At 61.5% G+C, this 17,531-nt stretch carries 18 protein-coding genes and 3 pseudogenes; 16 read left to right on the plus strand and 5 right to left on the minus strand.

Annotated features, from left to right (window positions below; all coding sequences use genetic code 11):
- Window positions 1-20 precede the first annotated feature (20 nt).
- From OKW43_RS36530 to OKW43_RS36585, 12 genes and pseudogenes are all read left to right on the plus strand, one after another.
- Window positions 21-992 (plus strand): zinc-binding dehydrogenase, encoded by a 972-nt coding sequence (locus OKW43_RS36530; RefSeq protein ID WP_187638134.1) that lies wholly within the window; start codon window positions 21-23, stop codon window positions 990-992.
- Window positions 993-1,031: 39 nt separating this feature from the next.
- On the plus strand, window positions 1,032-1,826 hold the full coding sequence (locus OKW43_RS36535) for a TauD/TfdA dioxygenase family protein (RefSeq protein ID WP_429454737.1): 795 nt from the start codon (window positions 1,032-1,034) through the stop codon (window positions 1,824-1,826).
- 127 nt (window positions 1,827-1,953) lie between these two features.
- Window positions 1,954-3,075 (plus strand): porin, encoded by a 1,122-nt coding sequence (locus OKW43_RS36540; protein WP_429453392.1) that lies wholly within the window; start codon window positions 1,954-1,956, stop codon window positions 3,073-3,075.
- Between the two features lie 179 nt (window positions 3,076-3,254).
- Entirely contained in the window at window positions 3,255-4,400 is a 1,146-nt protein-coding gene (locus OKW43_RS36545) for a Re/Si-specific NAD(P)(+) transhydrogenase subunit alpha (RefSeq protein ID WP_429453394.1), read from the plus strand.
- 13 nt (window positions 4,401-4,413) lie between these two features.
- Window positions 4,414-4,749 (plus strand): NAD(P) transhydrogenase subunit alpha, encoded by a 336-nt coding sequence (locus OKW43_RS36550; RefSeq protein ID WP_187638137.1) that lies wholly within the window; start codon window positions 4,414-4,416, stop codon window positions 4,747-4,749.
- The gene (locus OKW43_RS36555; protein WP_187638138.1) at window positions 4,750-6,201 is read left to right on the plus strand and encodes an NAD(P)(+) transhydrogenase (Re/Si-specific) subunit beta; all 1,452 of its coding nucleotides are present in this window, start codon (window positions 4,750-4,752) and stop codon (window positions 6,199-6,201) included. It begins immediately after the preceding gene.
- 38 nt (window positions 6,202-6,239) lie between these two features.
- Window positions 6,240-6,914 carry a histidine phosphatase family protein gene (locus tag OKW43_RS36560; RefSeq protein ID WP_187638139.1) on the plus strand — a complete coding sequence of 225 codons (675 nt, stop codon included), beginning with the start codon at window positions 6,240-6,242 and terminating at the stop codon, window positions 6,912-6,914.
- A 17-nt stretch (window positions 6,915-6,931) separates the two neighbouring features.
- Complete coding sequence (locus tag OKW43_RS36565; RefSeq protein WP_429453397.1) at window positions 6,932-7,966, plus strand: phosphotransferase family protein; 1,035 nt, start codon at window positions 6,932-6,934, stop codon at window positions 7,964-7,966.
- Between the two features lie 56 nt (window positions 7,967-8,022).
- Window positions 8,023-8,787 carry an SDR family oxidoreductase gene (locus OKW43_RS36570; protein ID WP_187638141.1) on the plus strand — a complete coding sequence of 255 codons (765 nt, stop codon included), beginning with the start codon at window positions 8,023-8,025 and terminating at the stop codon, window positions 8,785-8,787.
- A gap of 22 nt (window positions 8,788-8,809) precedes the next feature.
- Window positions 8,810-10,042, plus strand: a complete 1,233-nt coding sequence (locus OKW43_RS36575) for an acyl-CoA dehydrogenase family protein (protein WP_429453399.1) — start codon at window positions 8,810-8,812, stop codon at window positions 10,040-10,042.
- 71 nt (window positions 10,043-10,113) lie between these two features.
- Window positions 10,114-10,287, plus strand: a pseudogene (locus OKW43_RS36580) (acetyl-CoA C-acyltransferase); the annotation flags it as partial.
- Window positions 10,288-10,402: 115 nt separating this feature from the next.
- On the plus strand, window positions 10,403-11,308 hold the full coding sequence (locus OKW43_RS36585) for a 3-hydroxybutyryl-CoA dehydrogenase (RefSeq protein WP_429454738.1): 906 nt from the start codon (window positions 10,403-10,405) through the stop codon (window positions 11,306-11,308).
- Window positions 11,309-11,558: 250 nt separating this feature from the next.
- On the opposite strand, the gene OKW43_RS36590 is transcribed toward OKW43_RS36585, so the two are convergent.
- From OKW43_RS36590 to OKW43_RS36600, 3 genes and pseudogenes are all read right to left on the minus strand, one after another.
- Complete coding sequence (locus OKW43_RS36590; RefSeq protein ID WP_187638144.1) at window positions 11,559-12,263, minus strand: GntR family transcriptional regulator; 705 nt, start codon at window positions 12,261-12,263, stop codon at window positions 11,559-11,561.
- A 234-nt stretch (window positions 12,264-12,497) separates the two neighbouring features.
- Window positions 12,498-12,987: pseudogene (locus tag OKW43_RS36595) on the minus strand (DDE-type integrase/transposase/recombinase); the annotation flags it as partial.
- Window positions 12,988-13,039: 52 nt separating this feature from the next.
- Window positions 13,040-13,312 carry a hypothetical protein gene (locus tag OKW43_RS36600; RefSeq protein WP_187638145.1) on the minus strand — a complete coding sequence of 91 codons (273 nt, stop codon included), beginning with the start codon at window positions 13,310-13,312 and terminating at the stop codon, window positions 13,040-13,042.
- A gap of 440 nt (window positions 13,313-13,752) precedes the next feature.
- Here OKW43_RS36600 and OKW43_RS36605 point away from each other — a divergent pair.
- From OKW43_RS36605 to OKW43_RS36620, 4 genes and pseudogenes are all read left to right on the plus strand, one after another.
- Window positions 13,753-13,950, plus strand: a pseudogene (locus OKW43_RS36605) (D-glycerate dehydrogenase); the annotation flags it as partial.
- 329 nt (window positions 13,951-14,279) lie between these two features.
- Window positions 14,280-14,474, plus strand: a complete 195-nt coding sequence (locus OKW43_RS36610; RefSeq protein WP_429453402.1) for a hypothetical protein — start codon at window positions 14,280-14,282, stop codon at window positions 14,472-14,474.
- 42 nt (window positions 14,475-14,516) lie between these two features.
- Window positions 14,517-14,735: a hypothetical protein gene (locus tag OKW43_RS36615; protein ID WP_187638147.1), complete on the plus strand. Its 219-nt coding sequence runs from the start codon at window positions 14,517-14,519 to the stop codon at window positions 14,733-14,735.
- Window positions 14,736-14,786: 51 nt separating this feature from the next.
- On the plus strand, window positions 14,787-15,197 hold the full coding sequence (locus tag OKW43_RS36620; RefSeq protein ID WP_187638151.1) for a hypothetical protein: 411 nt from the start codon (window positions 14,787-14,789) through the stop codon (window positions 15,195-15,197).
- A gap of 243 nt (window positions 15,198-15,440) precedes the next feature.
- Here the strand turns inward: OKW43_RS36620 and OKW43_RS36625 are convergent, their stop codons facing one another.
- Window positions 15,441-15,968 carry an NADH-quinone oxidoreductase subunit B family protein gene (locus OKW43_RS36625; RefSeq protein WP_429453404.1) on the minus strand — a complete coding sequence of 176 codons (528 nt, stop codon included), beginning with the start codon at window positions 15,966-15,968 and terminating at the stop codon, window positions 15,441-15,443.
- Window positions 15,968-17,530, minus strand: coding sequence for an NADH-quinone oxidoreductase subunit C (locus tag OKW43_RS36630; protein ID WP_429453406.1), 1,563 nt, complete (start codon window positions 17,528-17,530; stop codon window positions 15,968-15,970). The genes OKW43_RS36625 and OKW43_RS36630 overlap by 1 nt, the downstream gene beginning before the upstream one ends.
- Window position 17,531: the final 1 nt, after the last annotated feature.

The raw sequence follows: 17,531 nt of genomic DNA on the forward strand, positions 1-17,531 counted from the left end.
ATTCAACGGAGGAGACAACAGTGAAAGCAGTACGCGTAGTACCGACGCCGGACGGCGGCAAGATCGAGATCCAGGACATTCCCGTTCCGCAGGTCGGTGCTGGACAGGTGCTGGTCAAAGTGCGGGCGGCCGGCCTGAATCGTGGCGAGATCAACCAGGCTCGCGAGCTCCGCTCGGGCAACGTCATCACCGCGGGCGTGGAATTCGCCGGGGAAGTGGCCGAGGTCGGCGACGGCGTGAACGGCTGGCGCAAAGGCGACCGCGTGATGGGTCATGGCCGCAGTTGTCAGGCGGAATACGTGATCTCTGACCCGCTTGCGCTGATGCCCATTCCGCAGAACCTGTCGTGGATCGACGCGGCAGCATTCGCGAATGTTTTCGTCACGGCACATGATGCGGTCGTGACCAACGGTCAATTGCGCAAAGGCGAGTCGATCCTGATCAATGGCGCATCAGGCGGCGTAGCGATGGCTGCGATCCAGATCGCGTCGGTGCTCGGGGCGAAACCTGTAATCGCGATGTCGCGCTCGGCTGCCAAGCTCGACAAGCTCGCGCGGTTCGGCGTTGACGTCGGTATCGATTCGTCGCGCGAGTCGCAGGTCGACGCCGTGATGGCCGCGACCGACAAGCGCGGCGTCGACGTCATCATCGACACGGTGGGTGGCCCGGTCTTCGAAGCGAATATGGAATGCCTCGCGGTCAAGGGACGTCTCGTCAATATCGCGCGGCTTGGGTCCGCCACCGCCCAGATCGATCTGACCAAGCTGTGGCTCAAGCGTCTGAAGCTGATTGGCGTCACGTTCCGCACCCGTACCGAGCAGGAACGGCTCGAATGCATCCAGGCGTGCGCGCGCGACCTGCTGCCGTTTCTCGAGGCGGGACGCCTTGGATTGCCGATCGACCGGACATTTTCGATTGACGCGATTGCCGACGCGCACGCATACATGCAACTCGATCAGCACGTCGGCAAGATCGTGCTGACGGTGGCATGAGAACCTCACATGAACAGCATCGCTAAACAGGAGACGCAAATGAGCATCCGCATTACTCCGCTGACTGGCTCGGTTGGAGCCCTGGTCGAAGGCATCAATCTGAACGAATCCGTCAGCCGCGATACGTTCGAGGTCCTGCATCGGGCATTCCTCGAACACTGCGTCCTCGTGTTCCGCGGCCAGAATCTGCAGCCGGCGGCGCACGTCGAATTCGCGAGGCTTTGGGGCAACCCGGCCCAGAGCAATCCGTTGGATCCGGCCGTGCCGGGCTACCCCGGCCTGATCCAGGTCACAAAAATCCCGAAAGAGACCGCGTCGACGGAAGCCTGGCATTCGGATTCGATCTACACCGCCGTTCCGCCAAAAATCTCGATTCTTTCAGCGGTTGTGGTGCCGCACGGCGGCGACACGATGTGGTGCAACCAGTACGTGTCGTACGACCGCCTGTCGCCGACCATGCAGCGCATGCTCGAGGGTCTGCGTGCACGGTTCACAGGGCTGCGTCTCGCCCGCATGAGAGGGATCGACAAAATTCCCACGGCCGTTCATCCGATCGTGCGCACCCATCCGGAAACGCACCGTCAGGCCCTATATGTCGGCCACCCCGAGACCGCCCAGCAGATCGAGGGCATGACGGTCGCCGAGAGCCGGCCGCTGCTCGACTTCCTGTACGAACATTCGACGCCCCCCGACAACGTCTACCGCCACATGTGGCAAGCGGGCGACGTGGTGATGTGGGACAACCGTTGCACGATGCACTATGCCGTGCATGACTACGGCGAGGCAGAGCGCGTGTTGAACCGGATCACGCTCGAAGGGGAAGTGCCGGCCTGACGCGCCTCGCTTCAGTCAACACATGGTAGGGCGTCGCGGCGAATAGCTGCTGGCTGTGTCTTTTTATTGATTGGTTCAACGAACCAATTGCGAAGCAAAAGCATATTGGGCGGAAAGAGGGGATCAGATGAAAAAGACAAAAATCGCAATGATGGCGGCGGCCGCGATCGCATCGGCGCCTGTATTTGCGCAAAGTTCGGTCACGCTGTACGGGATCGTGGATACAGGCATCGAGTTTTTCACGCATGCCACACCGACGGGCGGCTCCGTTGCGCGCATGCCAGTGATCGGCGGAGGGGACGTGCCGTCGCGCTGGGGGATCCGGGGCACGGAGGACCTGGGTGGCGGACTGAAAACGGTCTTTACACTGGAAAGCGGGTTTTCCGCGTCGAACGGTGCGCTCCAGCAAGGCGGACGTCTGTTCGGCCGGCAGGCTTATGTCGGCTTGAGCGGCCCTTGGGGGCAACTCACGTTTGGCCGGCAGTACAGCATGACGAACTGGGGGATGGTTGAATCGAACATCATCGGCTCGGGGGGATTCGGAGGCCTTGCGTCGTTCGATCCTTTTCTGCTCGCTGCGCGCTTCGATAACGACGTGGTGTACATGGGCACGTTTTACGGCGTGACGGTCGGAGCAAGCTACTCGTTCGGCCGCGATTCGAGTGCGGCGGCAAATTGCCCAGGCCAGTCCGGTAACGACTTCCTCGCCTGTCGCGCCGTCACCGGCATGCTCAAGTATGAAGGTAATGCCTGGGGCGTGGCCGCCACCTATGACGAACAGCGCGGCGGTGCAGGCGCGACGCCCGTCACCGTCGTCCCGGGTGCGCCGGGTGTTGCCTTCACGAAGTCCGGCGATACCGACCGACGTTATCAACTGGCCGCGCACGTCGACATCAAGTCGGTGCGGGTAGGCGCGGGATGGCTGCACAGGGTGGTGGAGGGCGACGTACGGTCGGCCAAAGTCGATATCGGGTACCTCGGTGCATCGGTGCCGTACGGCGCATGGATCTTCGATGCGCAGGTCGCACATATCAATAACGGCGACTTCGACGCCAACGGCACGATGGGCACATTGCGGGCGAACTACAACTTGAGCAAGCGCACCGCGCTTTACGGTGTATTCGCCTACATGAAGAACAGCGGCAAACAGGGCATCTATTCGGTGTCGGCTTCCAGTGCGGTGCCGGCGGCTCCGCACCCCGGTTCGAATCAGCTGGGCGCGGAGATCGGCATTCGTCATCTTTTCTGATCGAAGCGTCGGCGCGGTCACGTCGCACAGCGCGAGTGCGTGCAGCGAACGGTGATCGGTCGCGTTTCGACAAACATCGCGGATACGGGCGAGCGACGGTCGCGAAGGCGGCGGCCGTCCGGTTCGTCCACCAGATTGAAAAACGCTATCGCGCAGACATGCGTAATGTGAGGTTGTAAATGGAGATTGGAATACCCGCAGAGGCGAAAGGCCGGAAGGCACTGGTCGCCGCGACGCCCGAGACGGTCAAGACGCTCGTCGCCCAGGGGCACGGGGTCACTGTCGAGGCGGGAGCCGGCGAGTGTGCTCACTACACCGACGACGCGTATCGAAACGCTGGCGCACAGATTGGCGATGCGGCAGCGGCCTTCGGCGCGCAGATCGTCCTGAAGGTCGCCTCGCCAACTGCCGACGAGTTGCCGCTGATGAAACGCGGTGCCGTGCTGGCCGGCATGCTCGATCCCTTCAACGCTGAGAACGCGCAGCGCCTTGCCGCTGCCGGTGTGACCGCGTTCGCGCTGGAAGCCGCGCCGCGCTCGACGCGCGCACAGAGTCTCGACGTGCTTTCGTCGCAGGCCAACATCGCGGGCTACAAGGCTGTGCTGATTGCGGCGCATCACTATCCGCGGTTTATGCCGATGCTGATGACGGCGGCGGGCACCGTCAAGGCGGCGCGCGTGCTGGTGCTTGGCGCGGGCGTCGCGGGCCTGCAGGCGATCGCGACCGCCAAGCGCCTGGGCGCCGTGATCGAGGCATCCGACGTGCGTCCCGCTGTCAAGGAGCAGATCGAATCGCTCGGTGCGAAGTTCCTCAACGTCGCTTACGAGACCGACGAAGAGCGCGAAGCTGCGCAGGGTGTCGGCGGCTATGCGCGGCCAATGCCGGCGAGCTGGCTGCAACGCCAGGCGGCGCTCGTTCACGAGCGCGCGAAGCAGGCGGACGTGATCATCACGACCGCGCTGATTCCGGGCCGGGCCGCGCCGACGCTGATCTCCGCCGAAACGGTGCAGGCGATGAAGGCGGGCTCGGTGATCGTCGATCTCGCAGCGGGACGTGGTCCCGTCGTCAATGGGCACCGTGGCGGCAACTGCCCACTCACCGAACGGGACAAGGTCATCGTCACGGAGAACGGCGTGCAGATCGTCGGCTACACGAACCTCGCGTCGATGGTGCCGTCCGACGCGTCGGCGCTCTACGCGCGCAACCTGCTCGACTTCCTGAAGCTGATCATCACGAAGGAAGGCGCGCTCAATATCGATCTCGCGGACGACATCGTCGCGGCCACGCTGCTGGCCCGCGACGGTGAAGTTACGCGCAAGGCTTAAGAGGAGACGGGTGATGGAAGTCATCAACCACACCGTGATCAATCTGATCATTTTCGTGCTGGCGATTTACGTCGGCTACCACGTTGTCTGGAACGTCACGCCGGCGCTGCATACGCCGCTAATGGCCGTGACCAATGCGATTTCGGCGATCGTCATTGTCGGCGCGATGCTGGCGGCGGGACTGACCGTCGGCAGCGCGGGCAAGCTGTTCGGCACCGTCGCCGTCGCGCTCGCTGCCGTCAACGTATTCGGCGGCTTTCTCGTCACGAGGCGAATGCTGGAGATGTTCAGGAAGAAAGAGCCGAAGAAGATGGCCGGTCATCGAATCGCCGCAAAGGAGGGTGTGTAAATGAGCACGAACGTCGTTACGCTGCTGTATCTCATTGCGTCGGTGTGCTTCATCCAGGCGCTCAAAGGGCTGTCCAATCCGAAGAGTGCGCGCGCCGGTAACGTGTTCGGCATGGCCGGCATGACCATCGCGATTCTCACGACGATCGCGTTGATCGCGCAGCAGGCGGCGGCGCTGAAATGGAACCTTGCGCTCGGCCTGTCGCTGGTGTCTGTCGCACTGATTGTCGGCGGCGCGATCGGTTCATTCGTCGCGGCGCGCGTCGAGATGACGAAGATGCCCGAACTGGTCGCGGCGATGCACTCGCTGATTGGTCTCGCCGCTGTCTGCATCGCCTATGCGGTGGTGTCGGAGCCGGCCGCGTTCGGGCTTGGCGCTGAAGAGGGCATGCCCGGCTTCCTGCCTTACGGCAATCGCATCGAGCTGTTCATCGGCACGTTCGTCGGCGCGATCACGTTCTCCGGTTCAGTGATCGCGTTCGGCAAGCTGTCGGGCAAGTACAAGTTCCGGTTGTTTCAGGGCGCGCCGGTCGTCTACGGCGGCCAGCATCTGATCAACCTGATGCTCGCGCTCGCGATGTTCGGCTTCGGCATCCTGTTCTTCCTCACGCAGTCGTGGCTGCCGTTCATCATCATGACGACCATCGCGTTCGTGCTCGGCGTGCTGATCATCATCCCGATCGGCGGCGCGGACATGCCGGTCGTCGTGTCGATGCTGAACTCGTACTCAGGCTGGGCGGCGGCGGGTATCGGCTTCTCGCTGAACAATCCGATGCTGATCATCGCCGGCTCGCTGGTCGGTTCGTCGGGTGCGATCCTGTCGTACATCATGTGCCGGGCGATGAACCGCTCGTTCTTCAACGTGTTGCTGGGCGGCTTCGGCAATACACCTGGCGCGGCGGCGGCTGGTGGCACGGCGGAACAGCGTCCGGTGAAATCCGGTTCGGCGGACGATGCGTCGTTCATGCTCGGCAACGCCGAGACCGTGGTGATCGTGCCGGGCTACGGGCTGGCGGTGGCGCGTGCGCAGCATGCGTTGAAGGAACTGACTGACAAGCTGATCGAGAAGGGCATCGAAGTGAAGTACGCGATTCACCCGGTGGCGGGCCGCATGCCGGGTCACATGAACGTGTTGCTCGCCGAGGCGGAAGTGCCGTACGACATGGTGTTCGAAATGGAGGACATCAACGGGGAGTTCGGCCAGGTCGACGTGGTGCTGGTGCTTGGCGCGAACGACGTGGTGAATCCGGCCGCGAAGAACGATCCGCAGTCGCCGATCGCCGGCATGCCGATTATCGAGGCGTACAAGGCGCGCACGGTGATCGTCAACAAGCGTTCGATGGCGGCGGGCTATGCGGGGCTCGACAACGACCTGTTCTACATGGACAAGACGATGATGGTGTTCGGCGATGCGAAGAAGGTCATCGAGGACATGGTGAAGGCAGCTGCGTAAGAGCGCGCGGTCACCGCAGAACTCAGACGAGAGGATGTATGGCGGAACTCTATCTGGTCCGGCACGGGCAGGCGTCGTTCGGTAGTGGCAACTACGACCAGCTTTCCGAAGTCGGCGAGCGCCAGGCCGTGTGGCTCGGCGAATATTTTTCGCAACAGGACGCGATTTTCGACCGCGTGATCACGGGCACGATGCGTCGGCACAGACAGACCCTCGACGCGATCATTCAGGGCCTTGGCCGCACCGTGACGCATATCGAGCAGCATGCCGGACTGGACGAGTACGACTTTCATGCACTGTTCGAAGCACTGGGCCCGCAGCACGGGGCGCTGAAGGCCTTGCGGCATGGGTCGAAAGACGACTTCTTCAAGGGACTGCGGCAGGTGCTTCAGCTGTGGTCGGAAGACGGCATCGACGGACCCATTCCTGAAGCATGGGCGAGCTTTCAGCGTCGCGTGTCGGAGGCAAGGCGCGCTATTCAGGACGGTCCCGGAAAGCGCGTGCTGGCGGTGACCTCGGGCGGCGTGATGGCCGTCATGGCGCAGCAGGTGTTGAGGTCGCCGGCCGACACGGCCATCGCGCTGAACATGCAGATTAGCAACAGCAGCTTTTGCCGTTTCTTCTTTAACGAACGTGCATGGCAGCTTGGCAGCTTCAATTGCGATCCGCATCTCGATCGCGTCGACCGCCGACGCTATCAGACGTACGCGTAACGACAGGAGATGATTGAATGACAACTACGGATACCACTGATATCGATATCGGCGCACTCGCGCCGTATCTGGAGCGGTCGATTCGGGGCTTTAGCGGGCCTGCGTCCGCGCACAAATTCACCGGCGGTCAATCGAACCCGACCTTTCTGCTCAAGGCCGCAAGTGGCAACTATGTATTGCGTAGACAACCGTCGGGACCACTCCTGAAGTCGGCTCACGCGGTGGATCGCGAGTTTCGCGTGCTGGACGCGCTCGCCGCGACGGACGTGCCGGTCGCTCGCGCGTATCACCTGTGCGAAGACAAGGACGTGATCGGCACGATGTTCTATGTGATGAGCTTCGAAGAGGGACGTATTTTCTGGAATCCGGCGTTGCCCGAGATCGCTCGCGAACAGCGGCGGGACTACTACGACGCGATCGTTCGCGCGATGGCGACGCTTCACGACGTGGATATCGACGTCGTGGGTCTGACCGATTACGGCCGCGCGGGCAATTACTTCGAGCGACAGATCGGGCTCTGGACACGGCAGTACCGCGCCGCCGAGACAGAACGCATAGACGCGATGGAGGCCCTGATCAAGTGGTTGCCTGTTCATTGCCCCGTGCAACAGGGTGCGCCTTCTCTCGTGCATGGCGATTTTCGCATCGACAACCTCATCTTTGATCCGCACGAATGCCGTATCAAGGCATTGCTCGACTGGGAGCTGTCGACGTTGGGCCACCCGCTGGCCGACCTCGCCTATTTTTGCATGTGCCTCCGGCTTCCCGCGAACGGCCCGATCGTCGGGCTTCAAGGCAAGAACAGAGCCGCGCTGGGCCTGCCGGGTGAAAAGGAAATCGTTGCCCGATATTGCGAACTGCGTGGCATCCCGGTGATTTACGGCTGGTCCTTCTATGTCGCGATGAGTTTCTTCCGGCTAGCCGCCATCGTGCAAGGGGTCAAAAAGCGTGCGATGGACGGCAATGCGTCGCATGCAAACGCGCAAGAAGTCGGGGCGATGGCGCAGACGCTGGCGCGTATGGCGCTAGACGTCCTCGAGGAACAAGACTGATCCGTCAGCTCGTTGACGGACCGCCGGATCTATTCATTTAAAGAGTAACCATCAACATGAGCACTAATCTCTTCAATCTGACCGGCAAGGTCGCACTCGTCACCGGTGCAAGTAGGGGAATCGGTGAAGAGATAGCCAGCCTGCTTGCTCAACAGGGCGCGCATGTCATCGTGACGAGCCGCAAGCTGGAAGACTGCGAAGCCGTATGCAGGCGCATTCGCGAAGACGGTGGAAGTGCGGAGGCAATAGCCTGCCACGTCGGGCGCATGGACGACATCGCAAAGACCTTCGCTCATATCCGGGCAGTCCACCCGCGGCTGGACATTCTGGTCAACAACGCGGCGGCGAACCCCTATTTCGGCCACATACTCGACACGGATCTCGCGGCATTCGACAAGACCGTGGAGGTCAATATTCGCGGCTACTTCTTCATGTCGGTAGAAGCTGGACGGATGATGCGGGAACAGGGCGGCGGCGCGATCGTCAACACGGCGTCGATCAACGCATTGCAGCCGGGGGACATGCAGGGCATTTATTCGGTCAGCAAGGCGGCCGTCGTCAACATGACGAAAGCATTCGCGAAAGAATGCGGACCCTTCGGCATACGCGTGAATGCGCTCCTTCCAGGTTTGACCAGAACGAAGTTCGCCGGCGCACTGTTCGAAACGAAATCGATTTACGACGAATGGATGGGGCGCATTCCTTTGCGTCGCCACGCTGAACCGCGCGAGATGGCGGGCACCGTGCTCTACCTCGTGTCCGACGCCGCGAGTTACACGAACGGCGAATGCATCGTCGTCGACGGTGGATTGACCCTCTGACGCCCGCAATAACGGAGACATCATGCAATTCGACTACACGCCGAACGTCAGACTCATGCAGCAGCGGTTGCTGGCGTTCTTTGACGAACACATCTACCCAAACGAAGCGCGCTACCTCGAGGAGATACGGACGAACCGGCAGGCCGGCAATGCCTGGGTGCCGACTCGCGTCATAGAAGAACTGAAGCCGCTTGCGCGAAAGGCGGGCTTGTGGAATCTGTTCCTGCCGCGCTCGACGCGTGCGCCTGAGGGATTGACCAATCTCGAGTATGCGCCGCTGTGCGAAATCATGGGCCGGGTGCCCTGGTCGCCGGAAGTATTCAACTGTTCGGCGCCCGACACGGGCAACATGGAAACGCTCGAACGCTATGCGACCGAAGCACTGAAGGACCGCTGGCTGGAGCCGCTTCTGCACGGGGAGATCCGCTCTGCGTTCCTGATGACGGAGCCAGCGGTCGCATCATCGGACGCAACGAATATTGCCTGCCGCATCGAGCGCGACGGCGACCATTACGTGGTCAATGGCACGAAGTGGTGGTCGTCCGGTGCCGGCGACCCGAGATGCAAAGTCTATATCGTCATGGGTAAGACCGGTCCCGACGCGCCGCGCCACGCACAGCAGTCGATGATCGTCGTACCGGCGGATACGCCGGGCATCACGGTAAAGCGCTTCCTGCCGGTGTACGGCTACGACGATGCCCCGCACGGTCATATGGAGATCGAGTTGCGCGATGTGCGCGTGCCGGCTTCCAACCTGTTACTTGGAGAGGGACGTGGCTTCGAGATCGCGCAAGGGCGGTTGGGCCCTGGGCGTATTCATCACTGCATGCGCAGTATCGGCGCCGCCGAGCGTGCACTCGAATTGATGTGCACGCGCAGCCTGGAACGCGTCGCTTTCGGCAAGCCGCTCGGTGAGCATGGCGTCACGCAGGAACGCATCGCACAGGCACGGTGTGAAATCGAAATGACGCGTCTGTTGACGCTCAAGGCCGCATACATGATGGATACGGTTGGGAACAAGGCGGCCAGGGCTGAGATCGCCATGATCAAGGTGGTCGCGCCCAACATGGCCTTGAAGGTGATCGACTGGGCAATCCAGCTACACGGAGCGGCCGGCGTTTCGGACGATTTTCCACTTGCTTATGCATGGGCGAACCAGCGCACGCTGCGGCTTGCCGATGGACCGGACGAAGTTCACCGCAACGCGATCGCCAGGCTGGAACTGGCCCGCTACCGGCGCACACGATCCGCTTGATAGCGATGCCTGTCCGCATCACGAGCGTCGCTAGCGCAAGCTGCACGCATTCGCTGGCTGAAGGAGCAGTAATGCAAAGGGAAGTCGTCGTTGTGAGCGGTGTGCGCACCGCAATCGGCAAGTTCGGTGGCAGTCTCAAACACCTGCCACCGACCGAGCTCGGGGCACTGGTGGTGCGCGAAGCGCTTTCGCGAGCCAGCGTGTCGGGAGGCGAAGTCGGCCACGTGGGGTTCGGCAACGTGATCGCGTCCCGCTGACGCGCAGGGTCAATGGGCAGTCGACCGTGTTCGATACCGACGAGCACGTTCGTCTCCAACTCTTCACGATGTGCATTGGCGGAAACCAAGGCATCGCGGCCACATTCGAAAACGTTCGTCGCGTTTAGTGCGCGCGATAGCATACAGAGAGACAAGCATGGCAATCGAAACGATAGGTGTCGTCGGCGCCGGCACGATGGGCAATGGAATTGCGCAGACGGCGGCCATCGCTGGCATGAAGGTCGTGATGATCGACGTGACCGATGAGGCGCTCGCGAAAGGCATGGCCGCGCTGAGCGCGAGCATGGACCGGCTTGTCGCGAAAGAGAAGCTCGATCGTCCCGCGCGTGATGCGGCGCTTGCGCGCATCGAAACTTCGACTGATTATCAGCGACTGGCTGCCGTCGATCTGGTAATCGAGGCAGCCACCGAAAGCGCCGACCTCAAGCTGCGTATCGTGAAGCAGATCGAGTCGGTGGTGAAACACGATGCGATAGTTGCATCAAACACCTCGTCGATTTCAATCACGACGCTCGCTGCATCGCTCACCGATCCGTCGCGCTTCATCGGCATGCACTTCTTTAACCCAGTTCCGCTGATGTCGCTCGTGGAGATCATTCGCGGTCTGCAAACCAGCGACGCCACCGTTGAAGCCGTTCGTGAATTAACCGCGCGGTTGGGGAAGTCGCCAATCGGCGTGAAGAACTCGCCGGCGTTCGTTGTCAACCGCGTTCTGGTACCCATGATAAACGAAGCGTTTTTCGTGCTCGCGGAGGGTGTGGCCAAAGCCGAGGAAATCGACGCCGCAATGCGGCTTGGCGCCAATCACACGATCGGCCCTCTGGCGCTCGCAGATCTTGTCGGGCTCGACGTTTGTCTGTCGGTTATGGATGTCCTGCTGAAGGACTTTGGCGATCCGAAGTACCGCGCGTGCCCGCTATTGCGCGAACTGGTACAGGCGGGACGATTCGGACGTAAATCCGGTCACGGTGTGTACCGCTATCAGTGATTGTTGCTCTCTCTTAACCGGTACTAGAACTTCCGCAACATTTTCCTCAATCATTCAAATGCGACACGCAGCATGTGCTGTCGCTGGCGTCGGCGCTTGAGGCGTCGATTGTCAGTGCAAATGGCGGGGAGAGCGTGCTGGGTTTGTCGGCAGACCAGTTCTGAGGCCCCCGCTAGAAGGCAACAGCAGTTGCAAAAACAGGAGACACCCGAGGCCGCCTCCTGGTACGAGGACGATGAAGCCGTCAGACTTATGCCGCGTTCTCGCGCACGACCACAAGGCGTTCCGAAAACGGCCCGGAATAGACGCTTTGATAGTAAAGAGCCTGATCGCGCAGCGTGTAGCCACGCATCTCCATGATGAAGCCGGGCGCGTCGGCCTCAACCCCAAGCTCTCGAGCGGCCGTTGGTGGAAGTGGCCCGAAGCGGATCCACTGGTCGACTCGTAACGTGGGTAGTGACAGCCGCTGGCCGATCAGTTCGCGCAGGTTCTTATCGAGAGCCTCATTGTCGAGACCGCCCAGTCCAACGAAGTGCTCCTCGCGTAGCCAGAACTCACTATAGAGGTCAAAGTGTCCACCGACGCTGATGATTCTCTCTATGCGAACGAAACCGTCACCACCAAGAAATTCTGACCACGGTCCCTTGCGTTTCATACGCCTTACCGAGCGTCCGTGGACATAGGACGGCAATTCGTTACCCTCGGCGTCGCGAAAGCGCAGGTAGCGAACGTCCGCGGGGGCGACACGGGTACCCGACACAAACGTGCCGCGGCCTTGCTCGCGGGTAATCAGTCCCGAGTGCACTAGACGCGCGAGAGCCTTCTGAATGGTGCCTACGCTTACGCCGTGACTCACCGCGAGTTCGCCCTCGGAGGGAAGGCGGTCACCTTCGCGCAGTGACCCGGATTCGATGTGACGGATGATCGCGTCAGCGACGCTGGAGAGCTTTGTCATGTTTCGACGGCTGCGCTAGAACCGGACAATAGCGATCTCGCTGACTTCATGAGCTTGCCAGTGAGTCTGCCGACTGCCGGTGTCAAAGTGAATTTGGAGAAGACAGGTGGATCATACACCTATATAGGTGTGGAAGGGATTGGACTCAATGAGAACAGGTGGAGAGTTTCTCCGCGGCGCGCATTACTACGCCTTGACACCCCTTCGTCGGGGGCACTGGCAACACCAATGCCTTCAAGGAGCCGGTGATGCATTTAGGGAGTAATAGAACTGATCGGTTGCAGTGCGCCGAATTCGGTTGTCGCTCGTCTGGTCTTTCCGGATCATGTGCGCTAATTCGACACCCGAGAGGATGATGCAGGCGCAACGGAAACCCCCGAAGCCCATCATCGGTTTGACGATGCATTTGATGGCGCGATGGTCCTGCTCCACGATGTGATTCAGATACTTCGTTCGGCGGACCTTGACGGGTTTCTCGTGTCTGGCGTTGGCGCGCTTCGAGCGCGGCCAGACTAGCGCTGCTTGCGTCGATCGTCACCGTCTGCGGCAATCCATGCTGGTTGATAGATTTTTCGAAATAGCGTTGCGCTGCAACCTTGTCCCGGCTCGCCGGCAAAATCTTGATGGCCCAGCGGTGTACCGTTGAATGGTCGACCTCGATTCCGCGTTCGGCCATCATCGCCTCCAGAGGACGCAGACTCATTGGATACGCGACGTACCGACGGCTTCCAACATCTGATAACCGGTGGATGCAATGAACTTTGACTGCACACCCGCTATTGCGCTGCGGTGAGCCTGAGTCCCGGGCGCAGTTCATGAACAACGTCTTCCTGGCGCTTGCGCTGATCGGATACCTGTTCGATGCCTTGTTTAAAAACCGCTTCGCAAAACGCGATGCGTGAGCGGTAATAGTCCGCATGCATCTGCGCATCGAGGACACGCTGTTCAGCCTGGAACAGCTCCACACGCAACTCGCTTAACGCCCGTTCGGACCGCTTCTCGGGGGTAGGAGCGTGATGTGAAGCCCAGTTTGTGATCCACCTCAGCATGATGAAGCCCTCCTGTTTTTTTGGATGCTCTTCGACTGGTCTCAGGTCAGCGACATTCCGGGCACCTTCACCAAGATGCCTCCGGCGTCTGGTGCAGGAAAGACTACCAACATTGGGGCAGCATCTGTGTGGCCTTCCGCACCCGTTGTGAAAACGACTCAACGTATGTCGGGGTAGTGGTACTTTTCGACGATCAACCGCATGGTTTGCTCCCACCGTTGCGAGGCCGATCAGCCGACTCCACACGAAACCGGTGCGGCTACCCGAAGGACAAGCGGCCCTCGTTGTGAGCCGCCCGAACTTTTGCACGCTCTCTTGCATGGTTGGCGATCGCCCACCCTCGACATCCGTCGGCAATCGCAGAAGGTAATCTGAATCGGCGGCACCACAGGGACAAGAAGGGGGCAGGCGAATGGACGGGCGGATAAGGCGATGAGTGAATTGTCGTCACGAATGCATCCGATGCGTTGACCGAATGCACAGCCGATTTCTCCATGCTGCTCGTGCTGGCGGCCTGCCGCCGCGCGTCGGAATACGAACGGATCATGCGCAGCGGATGGGGCAAATCGTTCGGCATGACTGAGATGCTGGGTACGCGAGTGAACGGCAAGACACCCGGCATCGTCGGATTGAAGCGGTCGAAGCCATTGAGTCCTGGTGGCGCGTACCGGCCGACCACGGCGCACTCCCGGACGGGTGGACTGGATGCGGCGTGGCCGCTGCTCGCAGCTGGCGCGGCGGGCGCCCGCGAGGGTCGTGGCGTTGCTGCCCCATCTGTCGCAGTGCGGCACGACCCAATCTGCCCAATATGCGGGACGACCCGGATTGCGGCGCCCCGGAGCTCCCGCTTACCATCAACTCCCCGCGCCATTTTCAGCGAGTGCGCCACCGGCAATGCGCCGTCAAAAGCGAGCGCCTTTGCCCACGCAATCCATACAGCACCTACTCGAGCTATCAGGAGGCAAGCATGCTCAGCGCCCATGAATTTGCGACATTGATGCTGGTAAGGGACTCGGCCGACCACATTGCCGAGCGGGAAGAACTTGATACGTTGCTTGAACGCCAGCTCGTCGCCATGGAGAAGCTTGTCGGCGGGGGTGTACGGCCTCGCATTACGCAGGAAGGAAGTTCGCTTCTTCGTAACCTTGCGCGTATGCACTGACTTATCCAGCGTGACGACCAGGACGCCTTTGCGGAGGCAGCCATGCAGTTCGACTACAGAGAGTTTCACATCGACGCGTCGCCTCTCGATGAAGGCGGCCGATACTACGCGCGCGCGAAAATTTATCGCCGCGCCTCGGCGGGTATAGATGCCATAGAAGTGAAGTATTCGGGTGACCTCGGCGATTATCCCTCCGACGCGGACGCTATCGATGCGGCGCAGCGTTGGGCGATCCAGTGGTGCGACAACACACCCGCATAGGGCGCGCGATGGATTCCTCTAGCGTCGGTATCGTCCGGGGAGAGGTCCATCGTGGCAATCGGCGTCAGGCGTTTCTACTATGAGTTCGGCGAGAAGGCGGCATATGTCACCGTCAACGGCGTCCGGTATGCGATTCCGCGCGCCGACGCCTGGTCCGACCAGACCAGGTCGGGGAACGCTGCTGCGCCGTGGGGCAAATCGATGTCGATTCCGCTACGGGACGAAATGAAGGGCAGTGGAAAATTTTGCGGTGTGAAGACCGCCAGGCTCGCGCTCAACCCTGACCGCCCGACCTATCACACAGCGGTGCGCAGAGCGACTTACTACCCGGCAGATCACGTGACGTTCACGGCCGTCTCCAGGAAGAAGCCGCGCGCGGGCGGTTCGGCGCATGGCAAAACCGGTCGTGTCGGGCGCGGCAAGGTCGGCGTGGGCGGCATGCGTACCAAGTCGCACAGTTGACGGTGGGTGGGGCGAGTCGCAACTTCCCGGTTCGGGGCCTGGCGGGACCCGTCCCGCTTTTCTTTGAGCGCGTTCGCCTCTGCCGGGGCGCCTCCCAACTAGGCTTGTGATGCGCTTTTCGACTGCACGATGGTTACTTGCGGCAGTTGGAGGTCGCGCGTACATGCTGACGGCGTGATCGTCGAAGCCCGGTAGCCGGCGCGCGCCACGAGTTCCGTTAGCGGCGCATGCCGACGGGGAAGTTCAGGGCGGGAAGGTCGTACGTTTCACACGAAGCGCGGTGAGAATACCTGTCAGGATATCGGCGGGAGGTGGAGGACAACCTGGTATCGTGACGTCGACAGGCAGGAGGTTCGACAGCGGTCCACACACGGCATAGCTGTCCTTGAAGATGCCACCCGTGCACGCGCACTCGCCGACTGCGACCACCAGTTTGGGATGTGGCGTCGCTTCATACGCTTGCCGTACCGCTTCCTTCATGTTCAGCGTGAGCGGGCCTGTGACCAGCAGCATGTCCGCATGCCGGGGGCTCGCGACAAACCTGATACCCAGACCTTCGATGTTGTAGTACGGATTGTTGAGCGCATGGATTTCCAGTTCGCATCCGTTGCAGGAGCCCGCGTCGATCTCGCGAATGCACAGCGCCCGCCCGAGCACGTCGAGGATTTCCTGCTGGATTCGCTGCCCTTCGGCGCGCCATGCGTCATCGCCCTCGGGCAGGCGCTGAGTCGGCGCATCGGTTCTGGCGATCTGTGTGAGAAGTTGCCACATTACAGGTCGTGTCCGGCGTAGTTCAGATTGAATGACTTGTTGATCAGTGGGAAATCAGGAACGATATTGCCGATGATCGCGTGCTCCAGGGCTGGCCAGTCATGCCATGACGGGTCATGGCAGTGGCAGCGCGAAATGGTACCGTTGGCGCCGGTCTCGAGAGCGATCAATACGTCGCCGCGCCAGCCTTCGATCCAGCCCACCCCATGGGAGGGCGAACTGTCGCGTCCGATCCGCGTGACAATGTCACCACCGGGCAGGTCGTTCAAGAGAGCCCGGATCAGCCGGATGGACTCGTAGATCTCATTGAAGCGGACAGCGACCCGGGCCGCCACGTCACCCCGGTCATCGCTGACCATCTGCACCTGAACCTCGTGGTAGGGCGCATAGGGATGGTCAACGCGCACATCGATTTTCCGGCCGCTGGCTCGCCCGAGCAGCCCGCAGACACCAAAGTGCTCAGCCACCTTCACGGAGAGTACGCCCGCACCCGCAAAGCGATCCTGCAGCCCCGAGTGATCGTCGTAAATGCCTTGCATCACACGAACCTGAGCGCCAACCTGATCGCACTGCGTCAGCATCGCGGCGACGAGGCGCGCATCGACGTCCGTTGCAAGGCCACCGGGCACAATGCGGTCCATCAGATAGCGGTGCCCGAAAACCCGGTCGTTCAGTCGAAGCCAGTCTTCCTTGAGGCGGGAAAATTGCGCGAGGCCGTACGCAAATCCGGCATCGTTACCCAGTGCCCCAAGATCGCCCAGATGGTTGGCGATGCGCTCGCGCTCGAGCAGCAGCGCACGCAGCCACTGCGCGCGTGGCGGAATACGCGCGTCCAGCGCCCGTTCGACCGCCATGCAGTATGCCCACGAGAAAGCGACGGTCGTGTCCCCGGCGATCCGTCCCGCCAGACGATGCCCGAGCAGCAGCGGCGTCTGTTCGAACAGCTTCTCGATGCCCCGGTGCGCATAGCCCAGCCGCTCTTCGAGCCGCAATACTTTTTCACCGACGACCGAGAAGCGGAAGTGTCCCGGCTCGATCACGCCGGCGTGAATTGGCCCAACGGCGATCTCGTGTACACCGTCGCCTGCGACCTGCACAAACGGATAGTCATGTTCCCGGGGCTCGAACCGTTCCGTCCCGGAGGACTGCTTCTTCAGCGGGTGGTAGTCGGCGGGCCAGTTGCCGTGATTCAGCCACGGCCGCGTATCCTCGGCGCCGATGGCGCGCAGCCCAAGCAGATCATGGACGGCCCGCTGCATACGCGTCGCACACGGAAAGATGGTCGACAGATCGGGGTATCCGCCCCCGCCGTCCTGCCCCGTCTCGATCGGCAACTGAAGCCACAGGAGGCCGTCTTCCAGCGCGTAGGCTGCGGAGATCGTGAATGCGCCCGCGGCGGTTTCGGCGCCCCACAGGGAGATCAGCCGGCCGCCGGCTTCGCGCACCGTCGCGGCGGCGCGGGTCCAGGTGGCGGAATCGGTTCGCGCCAGAAAAGCTGACGACCTGCCGGTAAATGCGGACAGGCGGATCAGATCAGGAAACCCGAATGCCTCGATATGCATG

The organism is Paraburkholderia sp. WC7.3g (assembly GCF_050436345.1).
GTDB lineage: Bacteria > Pseudomonadota > Gammaproteobacteria > Burkholderiales > Burkholderiaceae > Paraburkholderia > Paraburkholderia podalyriae.

What these genes read in the sequence shown, in the direction of transcription:
- OKW43_RS36625 (WP_429453404.1), bottom strand. Translation starts at nt 15,968, where the DNA reads ATGTGGCAACTTCTCACACAGATCGCCAGAACCGATGCGCCGACTCAG.
- OKW43_RS36610 (WP_429453402.1), top strand. Translation starts at nt 14,280, where the DNA reads ATGCTCAGCGCCCATGAATTTGCGACATTGATGCTGGTAAGGGACTCG.
- OKW43_RS36575 (WP_429453399.1), top strand. Translation starts at nt 8,810, where the DNA reads ATGCAATTCGACTACACGCCGAACGTCAGACTCATGCAGCAGCGGTTG.
- OKW43_RS36590 (WP_187638144.1), bottom strand. Translation starts at nt 12,263, where the DNA reads ATGACAAAGCTCTCCAGCGTCGCTGACGCGATCATCCGTCACATCGAA.
- OKW43_RS36540 (WP_429453392.1), top strand. Translation starts at nt 1,954, where the DNA reads ATGAAAAAGACAAAAATCGCAATGATGGCGGCGGCCGCGATCGCATCG.
- OKW43_RS36535 (WP_429454737.1), top strand. Translation starts at nt 1,032, where the DNA reads ATGAGCATCCGCATTACTCCGCTGACTGGCTCGGTTGGAGCCCTGGTC.
- OKW43_RS36570 (WP_187638141.1), top strand. Translation starts at nt 8,023, where the DNA reads ATGAGCACTAATCTCTTCAATCTGACCGGCAAGGTCGCACTCGTCACC.
- OKW43_RS36555 (WP_187638138.1), top strand. Translation starts at nt 4,750, where the DNA reads ATGAGCACGAACGTCGTTACGCTGCTGTATCTCATTGCGTCGGTGTGC.
- OKW43_RS36550 (WP_187638137.1), top strand. Translation starts at nt 4,414, where the DNA reads ATGGAAGTCATCAACCACACCGTGATCAATCTGATCATTTTCGTGCTG.
- OKW43_RS36615 (WP_187638147.1), top strand. Translation starts at nt 14,517, where the DNA reads ATGCAGTTCGACTACAGAGAGTTTCACATCGACGCGTCGCCTCTCGAT.
- OKW43_RS36630 (WP_429453406.1), bottom strand. Translation starts at nt 17,530, where the DNA reads ATGCATATCGAGGCATTCGGGTTTCCTGATCTGATCCGCCTGTCCGCA.
- OKW43_RS36545 (WP_429453394.1), top strand. Translation starts at nt 3,255, where the DNA reads ATGGAGATTGGAATACCCGCAGAGGCGAAAGGCCGGAAGGCACTGGTC.
- OKW43_RS36565 (WP_429453397.1), top strand. Translation starts at nt 6,932, where the DNA reads ATGACAACTACGGATACCACTGATATCGATATCGGCGCACTCGCGCCG.
- OKW43_RS36560 (WP_187638139.1), top strand. Translation starts at nt 6,240, where the DNA reads ATGGCGGAACTCTATCTGGTCCGGCACGGGCAGGCGTCGTTCGGTAGT.
- OKW43_RS36600 (WP_187638145.1), bottom strand. Translation starts at nt 13,312, where the DNA reads ATGCTGAGGTGGATCACAAACTGGGCTTCACATCACGCTCCTACCCCC.